Genomic DNA, 19,592 nt, shown 5'->3' with positions numbered 1-19,592 from the left:
GGTTAAGTCGGTTAGAAAAAGAAACAGCATATTTTTTATTATTTAGAAGAAAATAACAAACATGTGTAACCGCGGTCCAAACGATGCCGCTTCCAGCCCATAAACAGGGCTGGGAAGCGATTCGTTATCGGCTGCTTGATCATCGTCGAAAACGACAAGAACGGCCATTAAGCGATCCACTATCGATCAGATGGCTTGTCTATTAATAACGACAGAAACTCCTTCATGACAACGGATACAGGCTAAAATATTAGAAAAAAACCGGCATCATAAGCATCATACGCGCCATGGCTTCATTAATTCTTGTACCTTCCCCAGTGTATCCAACAGTTGTTCGAATGGAACCGGAGCACTGAAATAATATCCCTGTATTTCCTCACAGCCTTTTTCAAGCAGAAAACGAACTTGCTCTGCTGTTTCGACCCCTTCCGCCGTGACAAATAAATTTAATTTGTGTGCAAGCAAAATAATAGCCTCTACAATTTCCTCGCTTTTTCGCCCTTCGCTAATGCTCCGGATAAAGGAACGATCGATTTTTACAGCATCAATCGGAAACCGGTTCAAATAATTTAATGAAGAGTAGCTCACTCCAAAATCATCAATCGCAATCGTGATACCAAGCTGTTTAAATTTCTGCAAAATCGCGATTACTTCCGAAGGCTCTTTCATAATAGCAGTTTCCGTAATTTCAAATATAAATGAAGTCGGATTCATGTTCTCCTCTGCCAAAATCCTGCATACTACTTCTTCCAAGTCTTTATTTTGGAACTGTCGGGCTGATAAATTGACGGCCATTTTTAAATGGGGAAATCCCGCTTTCTCCAACCGCTTTAAATCGCGGCACGCCTGGCGCAGCACCCATTTCCCAATTTCATCGATTCTGTTTGTTTCCTCCGCAATCGGAATAAACTCCGCCGGACTGACCATTCCGAGTTGCGGGTGCTTCCAACGAATCAACGATTCGACACTAAGAGTGCCGCTTACAACATTCACTTTCGGTTGATAATACAAAGAAAATTCCCCATTTTCGATCGCCTGCTGCAAATCATTCTCAAGGCGCACCTTTTTGGCAAAAATATCGCGCATATGAGGATCATATTCAACAATGCGATTCGTCCCATTCATTTTCGCATAATAAACAGCTTTATGAGCATTGCTAAGGAGCGTTTCAACCGATCGCTCGGCATCAGCTGCGTAGCTTACACCGATATTCGTCGTAATATTCAGCTTTTCCCCGGCAATAAAATATGGCTCCTGTAAGCAGGCGTCAAGCTTGTCAAGCAGCTGTCTCAATTCATCCTTTTGATCATAAACAAAGGCAACCACGAACTCGTCTTCACTAATTCTTGCTAAAAACGTCCGTTCAGATTCAAATTCCTTCAAGCGATTGGCAACCTTCCGCAACAATTCATCCCCGTTTAAATATCCAAGAAAATCGTTAATGAATTTAAAGCGGTGAATATCAATCAATAAAACCGCCACATTTTTATAAGCGAGCATAAACTCCTTTAGCTTTTCACTTAAATAATTCCGATTGGCTAATCCTGTAAGTGAATCATATTGCACCATAAATGCAATTTCTTTTTCTTTGCTTTTTTGCTCTGATAAGTCGTGGATCACAAGAAATCGCGCCTTCTTCCGATAATATGGAATCGTCATTTCGTTCACTTTCACGACTTTTTCTTCTCCATTCAAGGAGGTCATGGTCCATTCGTCTCTATCGCTATCTGCCTTTTTAAGAAAATCGTTTATTTTTTTCCCTTTTACCTCGCTGACCTGTTTGGCGTTTACCATTTTTAATCCAGCGGGATTCATATAAGTGATAATCCCGTTGACTTGAATCATGACCGTATCAGGCAGGAATTCTACCACTTTACGATATAGCTCCTCGCTTCTCCTTAGCTGCTCCTGAACTTCGACTAAGTCCGTCACGTTCTTAATAATGGATAAACCAGCTATCACGTCGCCGTTTTTGCCAAAAAGCGGCGTAACATTTACTGATACATATACTTTCTTTCCGTTTTTATTCGCAAGCGATAATGGAAGAGAAGTTAAACTTTTCCCTGCTTGAAGCTGTCGTAAGCTTTTTTCTAGTTCCAATCGGTATTCTGGTAAAAACTGTGCAATATCTTTTTCCAGAAGCTCATCCTGCTTCCAGCCTACTAATTGCTCCAATTCACGATTGACGCGTAAAATGCGCCCGCTTAAATCGAACATAATAAATGCATCGTGAGAATGTGTAAACAATGAATGAAAAAGCTGATAAATTTCGTCATATTGCTCCTCTTTACGCATCAGCTCTGTGACATCCCGCGTCAATGAAAGTATATAGGACACCGCACCCGTTTCATCAACAATTGGAATCAGTGTTGATTCGGCCGTGCGTTTCTCATTCGTGACATTCATCCGATCGCGGTAAGTCACAACACCCTTTGTTTCAACTACTTTACGATATCGAGAATTTAGATGATCAGCAACCGACTTTGGATAAATATCGTCGATGCATTTTCCCATATCTTCTTCGGCCAAACTGGCTAAATGAAGCGCTTTAGGACTTACATGAACATAGCGAAATCGAGGACCTTCTTCTACTTTCATCAGAAAGACAATATCAAACAGCTGATCCATTACAGTAAACCACAACTGTTCATCCGCTAATAGCTTTTCAACAAATTGATTATGTTTCATCTTCTCCATTCCTTTATGTTAATCTCACGCTGCAATCCCCTCTCATTATTATATTTCGGCAAAAAATCGCCTGTTTTAATATGAGCCAAAACAAAAACCTGATCCCCCTATGCGAGGATCAGGTTTTTGTTTTACATTATTCAGCACGCCAGTCAGCAGCTAGCTGTTCAGATAAACGTTGAATGGATTCAATAACACCATCCAATTTAGCCTCGATTCGATGAAGCAGATAAAGAGTGACAATGACAGGAAAGCCAACGTCGGAAATAAGGGACATATACGCATCCACATGAATCTCTCCATTTGATATGGAATCATGTTTAAATAATAGGCCGGTCGCTTTATAAGCCGGCCGGCCATTTCGCATGTTTTTCTCCTCAAATGATCTTGAGAATATTGGGTAGAGAGGCAAGTGATACTGTATGAAAGTGTTGATCAACATTGGGCGGACTTGCCTATCCGATTATGGTAACGCTATCTCCTCTTCATTGCGCTGCAGCAATCTTGCACCCTTTTTCCCCACAAGGTCCCCTCCACTTGAAGTGAAAATATTGGCCGCGATAATCGTATCCATAACAGAAGATATGTGCTGCGCATTGACCGGCTCAATAGGACGATCAATCACAATCCGGAACACATTCCCTTGCTGGTTAATAAATTGTAGCTCCAACGACTTTTCCATCTCTCATCCCTCCTTCATTTGTAATCAAATGCAGATCGCTGCGCTCGACCTGAACAAGCGGATCGCTTTGCAAAGAAGCAAGTGCTTGAGAAACAGCAAGAAGCTGCTCTGGAGATGCTGTTACTTTTATATTGTTTAATTGTCTCCGTCTATAAATAGGTTTGCCTGCTTCATCAACACCCGCTTCAAATACTAAACGCAGCTGCGACTGCTGAATGATGGATTGTGCCATCCCCCGTTCACCTCCTTTCATCTCTACTATCGCATCAACGAGAAAAAAGGATAGGTGGAACATGCATTTTTTGTTTTCGGCCATCTAAAAAAAGAGGCGCTTCTTTCCGAGCAGCTATAAATTCAAACCTCTACATGAATTCCACTAAATTCTTACCACAGACGTGTTTATTATCCAATAAAAACCAATTGACATTGTTTGATTCCTAGCACAATCATTCCATATTTTTAGTAAAATAATGGATCATCAATACTTGTGTTCTTACTACGTAAAAATCCATTAGATAGATTGACATTCCGCTTATTAGTATGGGGACGCTTTAGATCATGTTGAAAAATCAAGCTGGATTTATGTAAAAAGCGAAAATTATATGCATTTTAGTGGGGGCATATATTCGAATAAGCCTCTCCCACTTCCACTCCGTTAAGAAAGGGAAGACTCATCAATGGATGATATTAAAATATTTGACAAATACAAATAGTAATTTTATGATAGGATTGTTTATATTACTTACCAAAAGTTAGTTAATTTCTTTTTTTAACAATCAGATGTAGGAGGGTATACCAATGGCAACGCAAACATCAACAACGAAAGATTTTTTGACCGTAATAAATGAGCGTCAGTCCGTCCGCAAATATGATCCAAGCTTCCCTATCAGCAAAGAGGAACTAAAAGAAATTCTTGAACTAACAGGTAAAGCACCATCCGCGTGGAATTTACAACAATGGCATTTTTTAGTCTTTCATGGTGAAGAGGCTCAGAAACGCCTTCTGCCTATCGCTTATAATCAGCAGCAAATTGTCGATGCTTCTGCCGTTATTGCTGTACTTGGGGATCTTGAAGCCAATCGCAATACTGACAGCGTATACGATCCATTAGTCGAAGCTGGACATATGACGAAGGAAATCAAAGAAACGCTAGCAAAACAGATTGCTGGTGCTTATGAAAATAAACAATATGCACGGGATGCTGCTTTCACAAATGCTTCGCTTGCGGCTATGCAGCTTATGCTTGTTGCGACTGCAAAAGGATGGAGCACTTGTCCAATTGGCGGCTTTGATGCTGAAAAATTCATGAAGGAATTTCAAGTTCCCGAGCGCTATATTCCAGTAATGCTGGTTACGATTGGAAAAAGCACAGCCCCAGCTCACCGCTCCACTCGTCTTCCAGTTGATGTAACAACAACTTGGATTGAAAAATAAAACAGCAGCTGGGTTAGAACCTTTCATTTGATAAACATTGTTTAAAGATCAAAAAATGGCCGTCCGTAACGAAGAATGGGAGCATCTACCCACAATCTAAGAGGCTGATCGTTAACGATCAGCCTCTTTTTTCTCTTGGTATAAGGGCAACAGCAAATGGACCGTCGTTCCTTTTCCAAGTTCGCTCTCGATTCGCAGCGTTCCTTTGTGCTCCTGAACGATTTTCATGCTTGTTGTCAAGCCAAGTCCCATTCCTTTTTCCTTTAATGTAAAAAATGGTTCGCCGATTTTTTTCAGACGATCTTTCGCAATGCCCACACCCGTATCAGCAATGGTGACGTGTACATTCTCGCCTTCTTCCTGTATATGCAAACGCAGCCTTCCTCCTTGAGGCATTGCTTCAATTGCATTTTTCACAATATTAATTAAAACTTGAATCATTTGGTTTTTATCACCGTGAATTTGTGCATGCGGTGCTGTATTTTCGATGGAAATATCCACATTGTTTAACACCGCTTCATGGCTAATTAAATGAATAACGTAACCGGTCGCGTCGCTCAGCAAAAAGGGCTTATAGCAGTGGCTTTGCGGCTTTGCAAGCACAAGTAACTCGCTTACAATTTGATCGATTCTCTCAAGTTCATTAAGTACAATTTCTATATACCATTCATTCGTTTTCTTCGCCTCTTTCATCATCTGCATAAATCCTTTGATAGAAGTGAGCGGATTGCGAATTTCATGGGCGATTCCCGCCGCCAATTCGCCAACAACCGATAGCTTTTCTTTTTTCAGCAATAACGTTTCTGCTAATTTTTGCTGTGTAATATCACGCCCGATCGTCAGTAACCCTTTCCGTTCTCCATTTTCGTGAAAGAGCGGCACTTTAATGACATCAAAAGTCTTAAATTCCCCATTTGTGGTCATGAACGACTCTTCCGTCCTCGTCATCATTCCTTTTTTCCATGTTTCTTCATCCGTCTGCGCACAATATCGAAACGTTTCTTTAAAAAATGGCACCATTTCGCCAAGATCAAGATCTGTTTTTCCCAGATAATCTACATTTTCTAAATTATATAATTTTCTTCCAAAATCATTCACACGCAGCCAGCGGCCCTTACTGTCTTTAAAGCAAACAAAGTCAGGCATCGAATTAATCAATGTCGACAATTGCTGCTCTTCTTCTACTGTTTTCTTCAATTGTTCGGCCTTTTTAATCATTTGATGAAGAAATACGGCAGATAAAACGACGAAAAGCCCGCCTTTTCCAATATTCACGATCATTTGCATGGAGTGATCGAAACGAAGAAGCTGCATGAACAAGTCCGTTACAATAATCCAAACGATACTAAATATTAAATAAATAACCACGGCTTTTTGCTTTGTAAACACTTTTGCATCGAACCCCTAACCTATAATCATAACGTAAAAGCGGCGAAGCTATGAAGCTCCACCGCCCTGTCTGGTTCTGCGGTACAACTGTATTATTTACATTTCACGGACCCAATATAAAAGCTTGTCCACTAATGGTTCTGCTTGTGCTCCCTCCACTTTCTTCGAAAGCGATGAAAGCAGTTTACTTCGCAACAATTCTGTTTCCTCTTCATAGCGAATCAAAAACGACCATTCCATATGAGGAATCGCAACAACAATGTGCTCTTCTTTTTTATTTTCATAAATGTAAACATTGGTCGTTTCCCGTTCATTTAGTATATTGGCCTTTCTTATTTTCACACTGCCACCTCTTCAACAGCTGTTGATGATATTTTTATTTTATCAAAATGTTTCCAAACGTTCAAATATAAAATTGCCGAACACGAAATATATAGAATTTTCAGAAATGGTTGACTAATACTATTAAAAATGTGAAAATAGAAAAAAGCAATAAGGAAGTGATCTGAATGGCAATTAGTAAAATTATCAAAAATGCACTTATGTCTTATATTACGGTGCTATTTATTCTCGCCTTGCTTCCTGCTTATTTAGTAACAAACGATATTAGCTTAATCAGTGGAATCATCGAATCCATGAACACACGATAAATAGTTAAAAGACCGCCACAATTGTGCAGCGGTCTTTTTTTGCTTTATCGATATGGATAGTATGGTGCTCCGCAGCAGCCTGAACTTGAAGGAAAGCCACCCATTGGTCCGGTCGTTCCCCCCATCGGATACGGCATTCCCATCATCGGCGCACTTTGCATGCCTGGCATTGGCTGCATATTAGGTATTGGCGCCGCATTCGGAGATACGACTGATCCCACTTCGACATGCCCAGGATTAACAAATGGATAAGATCCTCCCATCCATTGATCTGTTCCGCACCATGTCGGCATTGGTTGACAACCGCATGAAGGAATGTATGCATGTTCGACTGGCATCGGCATTTGGGATACAGGCATTACTTGTGTTGGAGGCATCGTTGGCAAAGCCGGCGCGTTATTGGCTGGCATCGTCGGAAAAGCTGGCGCGTTATTGGTTGGCATCATCGGAAAAGCTGGCGCGTTATTATCATGACGAAATGCATCCTCGACATCATAATCATTATCATAAAAACCAGAATAATTCGCATATGGGTTCCAATTACTCATTTCTCTCTTCCTTCCTTTTATTCATTTAGTATGGGTACGTTCTATGATACATACCCATCATATTGTATGAATGAACAAGTAAAGGGTGTTTGCCTGAAAGGAAAATGGGTATTTACCCTACCAAAACCTCTCCAGCTGCGTTACAATATCCTTCGGAGGTGGAGGTATGGACGAAAAGCTTGCAGCAAAATTGCTGGATGATTTGCGAGATCGAAACATTTCCGAGCTGCTTGTCAAAAAAGAGGACTTTTTACTATTTCGCAAAATCCTTGTCAATCGCAGCGATTTTAAGCATTTCCGCGGCATTGCCCAGCATGGTGGAGACGTTATCTACCATTACCTAGAACATCCGCGTAGTTAATCGCCTCCGGCTATGGATACCGGAGGGCAACTGACTATTCCCATCGCTGCTTGCGCAATTTTTTAAGCGCCTCAACCCGCCACTGCTTAACCGTTCCAACTGCCACTCCTTCCTCTTCAGCAATTGCTTTTAATGATTTCCCTTCGATAATGTAACCAATCAGCCATTTTTTTTGCCGTTCTGTCAATGATTTGAGCGCCTGCTCCACTATTCCCTCCTTATAAATTGTTCGATCGTCAAACAGTATATGGATCAATCCATCCGTCAAGGCACATTCCCATTTTTTTCGATGGCACTGTCGACGCAAATGGGAAACCATGGCCCAATATACTTTTTTGTACACAAAGGACGAAAAGCTGCCCTTCTCCTTCTCAAATTGGCACGAAGCTTCCCATAACGCAATTAAGCCAATTTGATAATATTCATCCCATTCTTTTGTGACATGCAGTTTTTTTATCATACTAATAATCATTGGACGATATGTTTTTTCTAATTTTGCAAAGGACGACATCCTCTTCTACAAAACCCTTTCCCAAAAGCGCGCTTTCGTAAATTCCGCGGTACTATAACAATAAAAAGCTTCGTCCCTTTCGTCGAACCGATAAATTCGGAAAAAAGGAAACAAACCATATAGAAAATACCCGCATCAATGTAAGAAATCGAACATTTAGCTTGGCGTTGATCAGAAAATAAGGCATTTCTCCATATTCATATGATGGCAGATGATGAACAAACGGTATTTGTCAAAACTCACAGACGGAAGGCAAGTCGGTAACTTGTCTCAGGCTAAAGCGTGACTGAGAACCGCACAACCGCCCCTTTTAGACAAACGAATTGATCGGTCGTCCGATTGTCATACCCGCCACTAAAAAAGGAAAATGTTGACACATTCCATCCTCTTTATATCGCTACACGAGATTACACCACTAAATTGAAAAGGCGGAATGACGCACTCATTTCTATGCAGAGAGAACAGATCAACTGAACTTGACCGTGAAAATATTTCCAAAGTTGCTATTTAAGCTGTTATATCAACAAAAAACGGATGTTTCCAACATTTAGATAATGACCAGAATAAAAATCCTTGTTAGTCTAGTAGCGAGCGAACAACAAGGAGGTAATTTTATGAAAAAGCTTAAACATTTCACTTTAGCAGCTGCATGCTTTTCTGCATTGTTGTTTGCGAAAGATGCTCAGGCTCAAACCGTTTATACCGTTCAAACCGGGGATACTCTTTGGAAAATCTCAAAGCAACATAGTGTTTCACTTGTCCAGTTGAAAAATATAAATAAAAAACAAAACGCCTGGCTGTTCCCAGGAGAAAGGCTGCTCATTCCTCCAACCATTTCAGCCAGCGACAAAGATTTATTAGCGCGCCTTGTCCATGCTGAAGCAAAAGGCGAACCATTCGCAGGAAAAGTAGCGGTAGCCACAGTCGTATTAAATCGAGTGGACCATCCTGATTTCCCGAATACCATTAAGGATGTCATTTATGAGCGTTCAGGCGGCTATTATGCATTTACTCCTGTACAAAACGGAACGATTCGTGAACCAGCAGATCGCGAATCCTACCTTGCCGTTGAAGAAGCCCTGGCTTTTCGCGGTTTAGGATCTGGATCCTTATTTTTCTATAATCCAAAAACGGCGAAAAGCAGTTGGCTGCGCTCGAAACAAGTAACCGTTGTCATTGGCAATCACGTATTTGCCAAGTAAGATGGCCTAAGGCCATCTTTTTTCAAAATTAGGAACAAAGGGTCTTTACTTATAAAAGAAAATGAGGCAAACTATAACAAATACATGAAAAAGGAGAATGTATATGGTGCAAAAAGCAGAGATAGGCAATATTATCGAGTTTAAAAACGGCTTGCGCGGTATTGTCGAAAAGGTGAATGAAAACTCTGTCATCGTTGATTTAACATACATGGAAAACTATAAAGAATTAGACTTACAAGAACGGACGGTTGTAAACCATAAAAACTATAAAATCATCGAATAAAAAAGCCGGCCGCAGATGGCCGGTTTTTTATGAAATATGGGCGACTTGATCCGATTCATAAATATGCGTTCCTTTCGGGCAAGATCTTGCTGCCTGGAACATTGCCAAAGCCATTTTCTTGGCCTCAACGGGCTTGTATTTGCGCCATTTTCCAATAAACAGAAATGGCATGTGGCTTAAAAGCCACTCCGCTGCCTTTTCTGACAACCGAAATTCCTGACGATCGCCAAGCAGCAAAGACGGGCGAAAAATGTGCAATGATTGAATCGCGAGCCGTTGCAAAGCTTCTTCCGTTTCCCCTTTAACACGATTATAAAAAAACGGAGATTGCGGATCAGCGCCGACAGATGAAATAGTCAGAAAGCTCTTGACGTGGCATTTTTCCGCTAACGCCGCAGCCCGCAGCGTATATTCATAATCCACTTGAATAAAATTCTGCTTCGTTTTGGCTTTTTTCATCGTTGTTCCGAGACAACTAAACACATCATCCACACAAAAATAGCGTTCGTACTTCTCCAAGCTTTTAAAATCAATGACCACTTGTTCCAGCTTGTGATGCTCAATCGGTAATTCTCGACGCACTAGAATCGTCACATGCTGATAATCATCGGATTGGAGAAGCAGCATTAAAAGCTCGCTTCCGATTAACCCGCTCGCTCCGATTAATAGAGCCGTCCTGTCTCCCAAGACTAAACCCCCCAAATAAAAAAATCAATTGTCATTATATATAAGTTTCCGAAAAAAAACTACTACTTTTTTTAAAACCAACCTATAATTTGGTCTATAGCGATTGGAATGGAACAATCGACATAATGAAAAGCAAAAACGGTTTAAGTTGGGCAATGAATATTCGAGCTCCACGATCGCCAGCTATCCAAACGAGGATCAGGCCCATATTTGACATGTTGATTATCCAATGAAAACGAATGAACAGGACTGGGGCTCTCTCGTTTCTAGCATAGTTGACAAGCAAATAGTATGCCAACTGGATGCTGGCAGTACGCTCTTAGGCATTTCGCTGCGCAAAATAAAGCCTCCTCGTTTGGAGGCGAGGAGGCTTTAGCTTAGCGATTGTCTATTTTCTCTGGATACAAATCATGATTCATTAAGCGATACTCGGCCATTTTTTCATATTTTGTTCCGGGACGTCCCCAATTGCAGTACGGATCAATCGAAATGCCGCCGCGCGGCGTAAACTTTCCCCATACTTCAATATAACGTGGATCCATAGCTTCGATTAAATCATTCATAATAATGTTCACACAATCCTCATGGAAATCCCCATGGTTGCGAAAACTAAATAAATAAAGCTTCAACGACTTACTTTCCACACATTTTTTATCAGGGATATAACTAATGTAGATAGTGGCGAAGTCTGGTTGCCCAGTTTTCGGCAACTACTTAAAAAAGTAGGTGGACTATATCTTATTCTTATCCGACTGCGATATCCGATAAGAACCCTTGCGCTTCCACCGTGATCGTCAAACTCACGATGTACTCTACTCTCTTCCTTCATCACTACTCTTCAGTCGCTTCATGATGAAGTGATTTCGATAGTCTCTGCACCTTCCCTAAAAAGAATATGGTTTAACCCGTGGTGCTTGTTGAGCATAGCGCACAACTAACTATCTGGCTGCTTCAGCATTGTCACCGTTGTGGATAGGTGATGCGTCAGTCACGCTTTGGCGTGACTGGGGCAAGTCACTAGCTTGCTTTCCTGCATGTCCATTTGCTTATCATTGATACAGCACAGGGACAACCAATCAATCGATGGGATCTGAAACCACGAGTAAGCATGGTTTGCTTTTTAGGGCTTGGCTCAGGATTGGAGAAACAGGGAGAAACTTCACATACAAGTGACGTTTTTTCATCAACTATAAAAGTCTTTTATCGGCTGATGATATTGCCTGCAAAATCGTTTTCCCCTATTCTCTTCCCCTGAATTCACAAGGTTTAATCGACAGTGTCACCACTGAAGTGTGCCCTCATTGACACAAGCTTGTAAATTCTGGGCAATTAAACTTCACAAAATAGTCGCGGTCTGGATGTTTGTTATCAAATACTTCTAATATTTCTGGACTATATTCAAATAAATATTTGGTTCCTTGATTGCCAAGGAGAGTGACACCTTGTAATTCTTCTTCTTTTCTTCCTGACATCATTCATGCTCCTTTCGTTTGTTCATTAAACTCCTCGCTTATTGCCCCAAAGAAGCGTATGCAGCTGCGGCAGCACGCGGACATCGTTCATTTCTGGATCATAAGCAACTCTTTCTACTAGCCATCGCAGCTGATTGAGCAATTTTGTGCGCAGCATCGCCTCGTCCATTCCTGCTACATCGTCGTTGCCCACTTGCAAATAAAAAGGAATGTAGCGATAACGCTGGTGCACATGTTTCGCATAAGCAAAATCCCGTTCATCAAAAACGACGACTTTTAAACTCATATGAACGGTACGCCCGTTGGCCGTTAGCTTATCCATTATTTCATCCAATATCGCAAAATTGGTTTCCATTCCTGAGCTTGGCGGTTTTGGCGATATCGTTAAATCATCGATTTCATAAAACCAATCTTGCCAACGGCTTCCTTGTGTTTCCAATGCTACACGGATCCCTTTTGCTTTTAATAGCCGAACGAGCCCGCCAAGCGATTTAAGTAAAGCGGGATTCCCTCCAGAAATCGTCACATGGCTAAAACAGTCACGCCCTATTTCTGCAAGCCTCTGCCAAATTTCTTCAGCTGTCATTTGTTGAATTTCTTCCTTTGCTGTTCCGTCCCATGTAAAAGCGGAATCACACCAGCGGCATGAATAATCGCAGCCAGCGGTTCGGACAAACATTGTCTTTTGGCCAATGACCATTCCTTCTCCTTGAATCGTTGGCCCAAAAATTTCAAGTACGGGAATCGTCTTTCCCACTATCGGTCACCCGCTTTCGGGCGGTACACAACATAGCTTGTCGGAGTCTCACGCACAAATACTTGCAAACATTTTGGCTTGTGAGGCAATGCATCCAAATAATCTTGTACCACTTCGTATGTTTTTCGTGCGACAATTTCTGTCGTTGGGAAATGTTCACTATTTTTAGAATCGAACCAATCTTGATGATCATTTAAAAGCGTATGATCGAGCTTACCGTGAACAAGCTGTTTCAATTTTTGAAAATTCACTAAAAAGCCCGTCTCATCAAGTGCATCCCCAGCTACCGTAATGTTCACGACGTACGTGTGACCATGAATATGGGCACATTTTCCCGCCAGCTGATGCGGAATAAAATGAGCAGCAGCGATATGCATATCCTTATTAAGTTCATAACAATAATCATGAAATACTTGTGGATAAAGCTGATGCATCATCGCTGCTCCACCCCGGCTTTTGCTTGCAAATATTGCTCCAATCCTCTCCTGCGCAGCACACAAGCTGGACATTCTCCGCATCCATCAGCCATGATCCCGTTATAGCATGTGAGTGTTTTGGTTTGTACGAATTCCAACGCTCCTAATTCATCAGCAAGCTGCCATGTTTCTGCTTTATTAAGCCACATAAGCGGCGTATGAATAACAAATTGGTAATCCATCGCCAAATTTAATGTCACGTTAAGTGATTTGATAAAAACATCTCGGCAATCTGGATATCCGCTAAAATCCGTTTCACACACACCCGTTACTAAGTGACGCGCGCCTTTTTGTTTGGCGAGCACGGCCGCGAACGACAAAAATAATAAATTCCGGCCATCAACAAAAGTAGAGGGAAGCTCTCCTTCTTGATGTTCAATCGCCATATCGCTTCGCGTCAGCGCGTTCGGCGCCAATTGGTTCAACAAAGACATATTAAGCACCGTATGCTGGATACCAAGATCCCGTGCAATGTCAGAAGCGACTTCAATTTCCAAGCGATGCCGCTGATGATAATCAAAGGTAACCGCCTCTACTTCAGCAAACTGCCGTAAGGCCCAAAACAGGCAAGTTGTACTGTCTTGCCCCCCGCTAAATACAACGACAGCTTTTTCCTTCTTCATTTCGTTTCGCTCTCCTTTCTTTATTTCAAGAAGAAAGAGCATTCTAAAACAAAAAAGCCATACCCCCTAAGGATATAGCCTTCCCTAGTTTTTTATAGAGGGTTGTTCTAGAACCTCTCCCGCACCGATACGACAGTCGGGCGGATTTCTTCTATCCATCATTTTTTCCTTTCATACTATATCACATTTCTTTATTTTGCACTAGCTTTAGATTTAAACAACTTGGCTATTGACACATAGATCCATAAAAATGGAATATAGGCCATCAACACATAAAAGCCAACGGTTGAGACTAAATTGCTAAATTGATCAATCTGAGCCCGCTTAGTGAAAAAAAACGAGGAAATAAATAGCAAAAGTAAAATAATCGGCAATGAGATGCGTTGCTTTAACGAAATAATTTGTTTTAATCCGCGTGTGACCGACCAAACAGCTAAGCAAATAATCGGAAAAATAACCATGACATAAGTTGAAATGACAATATACTCCATCCGTTCAATAAATGGAATTTCCGGGATTTTTGCTAGTGTCAATGTTGGCCATATAATATGCCGAATTTGCTCTTCATTATAAAAAACGATAGCAATACAAACCACTATTAAATAAAGAAAGGTGGTGAATGCGTTGCCCCATTGCGCCCATTTATGTGATTGAGGAGCATTTTTTACAAACGAATAATACATCAGGATCATTTCAAAGCCGAGATAATCAAGCGTCGACGCTTTGGCCCCCTTGATCACCTCAAGCACAGAATGGTCAAAGATCGGCAAAAAATTGCGATAATGAGCATATTCAAGCGGAAATACTAGCATAGGAACAATGATAAGAAGAGGGATCATAACTCCCCAAAAGCATAAGCCGACTACAACTCTGAATCCACCGGAAACCGTATAATACGTTAGCACTAAAATGATGAGACAGAACTGCCATGCTCCCATCAACGGAAATACCCACACCTGAATAATTTCCGTATAGATCCGCATCACAATTAAAGCGAACGAAAAAAAGTAAACGAGCAGGACTACATTTACCATATTTCCGATCCATTTGCCAAAGTATTGTACATTCACTTGAATGACATCTTTATTCTCCCCGGCCGATTTAAAAATTTTATAAATCATCCATATCAAAATATGAATGATCGTTCCAGCGATGATGACGCTCATCCATCCGTCATGTCCCGTCTCTTCATTGAGAAGATTGGGAAGGCTCAAAATTCCTACTCCTATTTGCGAGCAATGAATCGTAAAAAATACAAAAAACGGAGAAATATGAAAGCGTTCATGCTCTGTCTGCTGCATGACACTCCCCCTTTCCAATGCAATCACTCACCAATGCCTGTTTGAACAATGTCAACTTTTACATGCGGGCGAATTTGCAAGTGTCGATATTGCTTATAAAAGGCTTCTTCATCCCAATGTCTCGTCTTGCTCCGCACAAAATCACCAATTCCGAGCGGATCGACACCTTTCTTTTGGAAGAATGAAAGCAAATTCTTAATATCTTGGTTAAGCTTCTTTTCCATCTGCTCGCTCACCTTCTGGAAGGAACGCTGTCCAGAAAGGTCAAGCCACATTGGATAATCGCGAATAGAGGCACGAATGCGAAGATGAATATCGATCACTGGAGAGCTGCCTTTTTTCAGTGAATAATGACTATGGGCAAACAAATTTTCTAATAAAACTCGCCCCTTTTTTTCATTTTGTGAAATTGGCAGCTGATAAACACCATTTTTGGTTTCATCCAATAACAGCTTAACAAGAAACGATTTCCGTAAATCAATTCTCCCAACATAATGGCCATATTTGAATAAAGCCAGCCCCTCCAGCTTTACGGTATCTCCCTTTTTTTCTAAATAGGGCAAAAATGGATCGCGTCCTTTGCCGAAGTAATTGTATAAAAAAATGTGCAAATTCGTCTTCGGCAAATTCATTTCACGAATATTTTGTTCAATGAGATTGGATAAATAGAGCGTATCGCTCAATGTCGTTTCAGCGGTGATGCGCAGCAGTTCTTCCGCATCGCCTTTGGCGACCGCCAGCTGCAAATGACTCCCCACCTTGTTGTTCCTTGCTAAGCTATGAACGATTTCGGCAATGCCTTGCTTAGCAAACTGTTGTCCAAAAAGCACAAGCCGTATTTGCCCTTCTTCAATCGGCAAGGCTGATTTCGACGAAAGCCGCGGAATTAAATCATACGTCGTCGATGATTCCGTCGTTAAAATGTCCGGCTTCGTCATCGGTCCTTGCTTAAATGTCGGATAGATGGCTGTCCCTGTGTATTTGCCATTTTTCACATCATACCCCATCGCATGAATAATTTGAATTTGGTCAACGATGCGGGAGCTTTTACATCCAGAAAGCACTAAGAGAGCGACCAACATGAAATAGAGAGCTCGTTTCATCAGCATCTCCTCTTCTACTCATCAATATCTTTTTTCTTCTTCGCTTTTTTTGGATCATATCTCCATAATGTCAAAGGCCGTAAATAACTTGGACGTTTTACGGTCAAATGATAAGGAGAACGAATAAAGCTGTCTGCAAAATCTTTAACCCGAAACGGATATAGAGGAACGAGATAAGGACTTCCGAACGACTGTAGCTTGCCTAAATGAATCAGAAGCAAACAGGCGGCGAAAACAATGCCGATTCCTCCCCAGCAGGCAGCAAATAAAATAATCGGAAACCGAATAAACCGAATCGTATTCGACATTTTATAAATTGGCGTCGTGAACGAAGCAAGGGCGCCTAATGCGACGATAATCAACAAAATATTACTTGTAAGCGCCGCTTCCACGGACGCCTGCCCAATGACAATACCGCCGACAATCCCCAGGGTCTGGGCTACTTTTGTAGGCAGGCGCGCCCCAGCTTCACGCAAAAGCTCAATCGTAATTTCCAGAAACAACACTTCTAATATCGGCGGAAAAGGAACGTTGGAACGAGAAAAAATAATCGGACCCAGCAGATCCTTCGGAAGCATTTCATAATGATAGGTTAAAACCGCCACATAAATGGGGGATGCCAAAATCGAAAACATGACTCCGATCATTCGAATCAAGCGAAAAAATGAACCAAGAAGCCACGGCAAATAATAATCTTCCGGAGAGGTAAAAAAATCAAATAACGTCGAAGGCCCTGTGATGACATATGGAGAGCCATCGGAAAAAATCGCAACCCTTCCTTCAATTAACGCATATACGATTTTGTCCACCCGTTCACTTGATACAAATGAAGGAAAAGGAGATGAAGAATTGTCTGATAATATTTGTTCAAATAGCGATGTGTCAAACATAATATCAAACTCGATTTCACTTACTCTCTGCACGACAGTCTGTAATGTTTGTTCATTAACAATTCCATCAATATAAGCAATAACGACTTTCGTTTGTGACATCGAACCGATCGTTAATTCCCGAAAGACAAGATGAGGAGTCACAATTTGGCGGCGTAATAAATGTAAATTAGTTCCAATATTCTCAACAAATCCTACTTTTGGACCGACCACGCTAAACTCATTTTCCGAATCATTATTTGGCCGTAATCCTAGATTTTCGCTGGCCAAATTAACAAGGGCGCAGTGGTCCGCGACTCCTTTCAGCTGAATCATCGCAAATCCCTTTAGCAGCTTTGCTTCAATCATCTCAACATCTGCCGTCACCTCGATTCGCTGTACAGGGATAATTTGCTGCAAGTCTTCCAGAGCAAGAGAAGCATAAGACGATAAATCCCGCTGCAACCGGCAAATCACCTGCTGTTGCAAGAGCTTTGGATCAATCAATGAATCAAAATAAGAAATGCAAAAATGATATCCGTTTGTCTGGAATTCAACCGTAGCAAAGTCGCTCGATTGCTTAAAAATTTGCAATAATTGCGGCAGCGTTTTTACTTGTTGCTGCTTACCGTTTTTAAACATAAATGAAAAAATAGACATGGTCATCCCCTCAAGCCTTCATTAATCAAACAAGCATTTATTTGCTAGTCTCCCTTGATTTTGTTGTTTTATGCATAGACATCCTTTTTCCTAGGTTGATAAATCTAAATTTTCAGTATATATTGAAAGAAATAAGAACGGAGGGGGACATAATGAATCGACTACTCAAAAAGAAAGAGGCACAAGATGCACTGAAAAAAGTTGTTCAAGTGTCTGAACAAATTCGGCAAAAAATAGACAAAACCAAGCCTCTTGAACAGCAAATGGATCGCATTCGCTCATTTCTTGATGAACAGCTGCAGCATGATGAATATTTTGTTATCGTTGATGAAAGAGGCTATGCCATTGTCCACACGAATCGGCTGCGCGAAGGCCGAACGTTTTCTGATGAAGTTGGTCAAAAAGCTGCTCAAACAACCGAACCGCTTCTGCAAGCGTACAAGCGTGATACCGGTGAGCTGCTCATCGATGCAAGTTGCCCTCTATACATAGACAGCACAGGCAAGCGATTAAATTTGCGAATGGGCAGATTATCTTATCAGTCTACTTTGCAAATTCAATTAGCATGTCTATCGGCCATTCCGGCCACCATCAGCTTTTTTATCGCTCAACTGCTCTCTTTATCGCCACTATTCATTTGTAGCTTAACGATCGTAATCAGCCTTATTCTCCATACCTTCCTTTATCGAGCGATCATCAAAGAATGCCGCCACTGGTACTATGTCACTCGCACCGTTTCGTCAGGAAATCTTGACGCGCAAGTACAGACAGTTCAAAAACGAACGATATTTCATCAAATTGGGTATGAGCTTAACAAAATGATTCTAGGTATGCGCACGATTTTAGCAGAATTAGCCAAAGCTACCCAAACCGTAAGCAAAGTAGGCGAGCAGCAAACAAATGAAACGAGACGCCTTTCAGAGTCGTTTGACGAAATTGCCGCTGCGATGGAAACATTCCGCGAAGGGGCGAAGCAGCAAACCGCATCAGTAGAACATGCCAATCAATTTGTCACTAAAATGCTTGAAGAAGTATGGGATATGCAAAAAGAGTTTGAAAGCGTTGTTAACCATGCGAGAGAAGTAACGGAATCGATGCGCCAAGGAAGCCGCTTGCTTGAATTGACAAAAGAGCAAATGGATGGGATGCAGCATGATATGCAAGAGACGGCTTCGCTCATCTACTCCGCTTCTCAAGAAGCCAATCAAGCCGTGGGAATTGTTTCGGCCATTACAGCGATTGCCAAGCAAACAAATTTGCTTGCGCTAAATGCTTCGATTGAAGCATCAAGAGCTGGAGAAGCTGGAAAAGGATTTGCCATTGTCGCTCAAGAAGTCAGAAAGCTGGCGGAAAACACTAACACCTTTTCCGCACAAATTTTATCTTCGTTGCAAGAGATGAGGCATTTGCTGGATCGTGCAGTGGAAGCGGTTCAGCAAAACGGGCAAACCGCTGCCACCACTATGCATTCCTTTTTAAAAACAAATGAAGCGATGAAATCATTTTTGCAAGTTTTTTCACAAATGAATGACCTGCTGCTGCGTAGCCGAAATCATGTGGAGCAGATTACGAACCATGGTGATGAATTAAAACAAACGATCGAAGAAGTGCATAGCATTGCTAAAGATTTTACCAATATGGTTCATGAAACAACTTCAGGATTGGAACAGCAAACCATTGCCATTCATGAACTGGCCAAGGATGCCGCTGTTTTATCCACCTCTGTTCAACAGCTGCAACAAATCGTCACCCGCTTCCAGCATTCCTAGTTTATACTAACCGTTTGTCGAACGCTTCACGGCTAAAAACGCCCATTATCTGAGCTGAGCGAATCGCACAAATGCCCTATCTTTTTTAAAACCAAAAGGCTTGGCTGCACCGCCAAGCCTTTCATTT

Annotated in this window: 22 protein-coding genes, 1 pseudogene and 1 riboswitch; of the genes and pseudogenes, 6 read left to right on the top strand and 17 right to left on the bottom strand. The window is 41.5% G+C overall.

Going from position 1 to position 19,592, the window contains the following annotated elements:
* Nucleotides 1-276 precede the first annotated feature (276 nt).
* The 4 genes from AT864_RS04630 to AT864_RS04615 all read right to left on the bottom strand — a co-directional run bounded on the left by AT864_RS04630 (nt 277) and on the right by AT864_RS04615 (nt 3,602).
* Nucleotides 277-2,688, bottom strand: a complete 2,412-nt coding sequence (locus AT864_RS04630) for a bifunctional diguanylate cyclase/phosphodiesterase (protein WP_066146990.1) — start codon at nt 2,686-2,688, stop codon at nt 277-279.
* A gap of 136 nt (nt 2,689-2,824) precedes the next feature.
* Nucleotides 2,825-2,977: a YvrJ family protein gene (locus AT864_RS04625; protein WP_082741650.1), complete on the bottom strand. Its 153-nt coding sequence runs from the start codon at nt 2,975-2,977 to the stop codon at nt 2,825-2,827.
* Nucleotides 2,978-3,151: 174 nt separating this feature from the next.
* The gene (locus tag AT864_RS04620) at nt 3,152-3,370 is read right to left on the bottom strand and encodes a DUF2922 domain-containing protein (protein WP_044746691.1); all 219 of its coding nucleotides are present in this window, start codon (nt 3,368-3,370) and stop codon (nt 3,152-3,154) included.
* A complete protein-coding gene (locus tag AT864_RS04615; RefSeq protein ID WP_044746692.1) occupies nt 3,339-3,602 on the bottom strand; it encodes a DUF1659 domain-containing protein in 264 nt (87 codons plus the stop codon). The genes AT864_RS04620 and AT864_RS04615 overlap by 32 nt, the downstream gene beginning before the upstream one ends.
* Before the next feature lie 566 nt (nt 3,603-4,168).
* On the opposite strand from AT864_RS04615, the gene AT864_RS04610 reads away from it, so the two are divergent.
* Nucleotides 4,169-4,804 carry a nitroreductase family protein gene (locus tag AT864_RS04610; RefSeq protein WP_066146986.1) on the top strand — a complete coding sequence of 212 codons (636 nt, stop codon included), beginning with the start codon at nt 4,169-4,171 and terminating at the stop codon, nt 4,802-4,804.
* Nucleotides 4,805-4,915: 111 nt separating this feature from the next.
* On the opposite strand, the gene AT864_RS04605 is transcribed toward AT864_RS04610, so the two are convergent.
* Together AT864_RS04605 and AT864_RS04600 are read right to left on the bottom strand one after the other, a co-directional pair.
* Nucleotides 4,916-6,193 carry an ATP-binding protein gene (locus AT864_RS04605; protein ID WP_066146984.1) on the bottom strand — a complete coding sequence of 426 codons (1,278 nt, stop codon included), beginning with the start codon at nt 6,191-6,193 and terminating at the stop codon, nt 4,916-4,918.
* Between the two features lie 96 nt (nt 6,194-6,289).
* Entirely contained in the window at nt 6,290-6,535 is a 246-nt protein-coding gene (locus AT864_RS04600) for a YueH family protein (RefSeq protein WP_066146982.1), read from the bottom strand.
* A 167-nt stretch (nt 6,536-6,702) separates the two neighbouring features.
* Between AT864_RS04600 and AT864_RS18095 the strand changes: the two genes are divergently transcribed.
* Nucleotides 6,703-6,843 carry a hypothetical protein gene (locus tag AT864_RS18095; RefSeq protein ID WP_172798643.1) on the top strand — a complete coding sequence of 47 codons (141 nt, stop codon included), beginning with the start codon at nt 6,703-6,705 and terminating at the stop codon, nt 6,841-6,843.
* A 44-nt stretch (nt 6,844-6,887) separates the two neighbouring features.
* Here the strand turns inward: AT864_RS18095 and AT864_RS04595 are convergent, their stop codons facing one another.
* Nucleotides 6,888-7,391: a hypothetical protein gene (locus AT864_RS04595; protein WP_066146980.1), complete on the bottom strand. Its 504-nt coding sequence runs from the start codon at nt 7,389-7,391 to the stop codon at nt 6,888-6,890.
* 166 nt (nt 7,392-7,557) lie between these two features.
* Between AT864_RS04595 and AT864_RS04590 the strand changes: the two genes are divergently transcribed.
* Nucleotides 7,558-7,752 carry a hypothetical protein gene (locus tag AT864_RS04590; RefSeq protein WP_044746695.1) on the top strand — a complete coding sequence of 65 codons (195 nt, stop codon included), beginning with the start codon at nt 7,558-7,560 and terminating at the stop codon, nt 7,750-7,752.
* A 34-nt stretch (nt 7,753-7,786) separates the two neighbouring features.
* On the opposite strand, the gene AT864_RS04585 is transcribed toward AT864_RS04590, so the two are convergent.
* The gene (locus AT864_RS04585) at nt 7,787-8,263 is read right to left on the bottom strand and encodes a sigma-70 family RNA polymerase sigma factor (RefSeq protein ID WP_066146978.1); all 477 of its coding nucleotides are present in this window, start codon (nt 8,261-8,263) and stop codon (nt 7,787-7,789) included.
* A gap of 614 nt (nt 8,264-8,877) precedes the next feature.
* On the opposite strand from AT864_RS04585, the gene AT864_RS04580 reads away from it, so the two are divergent.
* Together AT864_RS04580 and AT864_RS04575 are read left to right on the top strand one after the other, a co-directional pair.
* Nucleotides 8,878-9,465: a cell wall hydrolase gene (locus AT864_RS04580; protein ID WP_066146976.1), complete on the top strand. Its 588-nt coding sequence runs from the start codon at nt 8,878-8,880 to the stop codon at nt 9,463-9,465.
* A gap of 103 nt (nt 9,466-9,568) precedes the next feature.
* Nucleotides 9,569-9,748, top strand: coding sequence for a DUF2187 family protein (locus AT864_RS04575; RefSeq protein ID WP_044746698.1), 180 nt, complete (start codon nt 9,569-9,571; stop codon nt 9,746-9,748).
* A gap of 27 nt (nt 9,749-9,775) precedes the next feature.
* Here AT864_RS04575 and AT864_RS04570 read toward each other — a convergent pair whose 3' ends face one another.
* The 9 genes and pseudogenes from AT864_RS04570 to AT864_RS04535 form a co-directional block, all read right to left on the bottom strand.
* A complete protein-coding gene (locus AT864_RS04570; protein ID WP_139788169.1) occupies nt 9,776-10,435 on the bottom strand; it encodes an oxidoreductase in 660 nt (219 codons plus the stop codon).
* A gap of 377 nt (nt 10,436-10,812) precedes the next feature.
* Nucleotides 10,813-11,142, bottom strand: a pseudogene (queF, locus tag AT864_RS04565) (preQ(1) synthase); the annotation flags it as partial.
* Between the two features lie 591 nt (nt 11,143-11,733).
* Nucleotides 11,734-11,910 (bottom strand): hypothetical protein, encoded by a 177-nt coding sequence (locus tag AT864_RS17475; RefSeq protein ID WP_369815488.1) that lies wholly within the window; start codon nt 11,908-11,910, stop codon nt 11,734-11,736.
* A 22-nt stretch (nt 11,911-11,932) separates the two neighbouring features.
* On the bottom strand, nt 11,933-12,664 hold the full coding sequence (gene queE, locus AT864_RS04560; protein WP_066146974.1) for a 7-carboxy-7-deazaguanine synthase QueE: 732 nt from the start codon (nt 12,662-12,664) through the stop codon (nt 11,933-11,935).
* Nucleotides 12,664-13,101, bottom strand: a complete 438-nt coding sequence (gene queD, locus AT864_RS04555; RefSeq protein ID WP_066146972.1) for a 6-carboxytetrahydropterin synthase QueD — start codon at nt 13,099-13,101, stop codon at nt 12,664-12,666. Before queD ends, queE begins: the two co-directional genes overlap by 1 nt.
* Nucleotides 13,098-13,763: a 7-cyano-7-deazaguanine synthase QueC gene (queC, locus tag AT864_RS04550; RefSeq protein WP_066147694.1), complete on the bottom strand. Its 666-nt coding sequence runs from the start codon at nt 13,761-13,763 to the stop codon at nt 13,098-13,100. Before queC ends, queD begins: the two co-directional genes overlap by 4 nt.
* Before the next feature lie 78 nt (nt 13,764-13,841).
* A riboswitch (PreQ1 riboswitch) is annotated at nt 13,842-13,886 on the bottom strand.
* A 68-nt stretch (nt 13,887-13,954) separates the two neighbouring features.
* Nucleotides 13,955-15,064 (bottom strand): GerAB/ArcD/ProY family transporter, encoded by a 1,110-nt coding sequence (locus AT864_RS04545; protein ID WP_066146970.1) that lies wholly within the window; start codon nt 15,062-15,064, stop codon nt 13,955-13,957.
* Between the two features lie 23 nt (nt 15,065-15,087).
* Nucleotides 15,088-16,167, bottom strand: a complete 1,080-nt coding sequence (locus AT864_RS04540; RefSeq protein WP_044746703.1) for a Ger(x)C family spore germination protein — start codon at nt 16,165-16,167, stop codon at nt 15,088-15,090.
* Nucleotides 16,168-16,181: 14 nt separating this feature from the next.
* The gene (locus AT864_RS04535) at nt 16,182-17,696 is read right to left on the bottom strand and encodes a spore germination protein (RefSeq protein WP_066146968.1); all 1,515 of its coding nucleotides are present in this window, start codon (nt 17,694-17,696) and stop codon (nt 16,182-16,184) included.
* 152 nt (nt 17,697-17,848) lie between these two features.
* Here AT864_RS04535 and AT864_RS04530 point away from each other — a divergent pair, with 152 nt between their 5' ends.
* A complete protein-coding gene (locus tag AT864_RS04530; protein ID WP_066146967.1) occupies nt 17,849-19,465 on the top strand; it encodes a methyl-accepting chemotaxis protein in 1,617 nt (538 codons plus the stop codon).
* Nucleotides 19,466-19,592 lie beyond the last annotated feature (127 nt).

Source organism: Anoxybacillus sp. P3H1B (genome assembly GCF_001560855.1).
GTDB lineage: Bacteria > Bacillota > Bacilli > Bacillales > Anoxybacillaceae > Anoxybacteroides > Anoxybacteroides rupiense.
The sequence above is the reverse complement of the archived record's forward strand: the minus strand, read 5'-3'. Positions and strand labels throughout refer to the sequence as shown.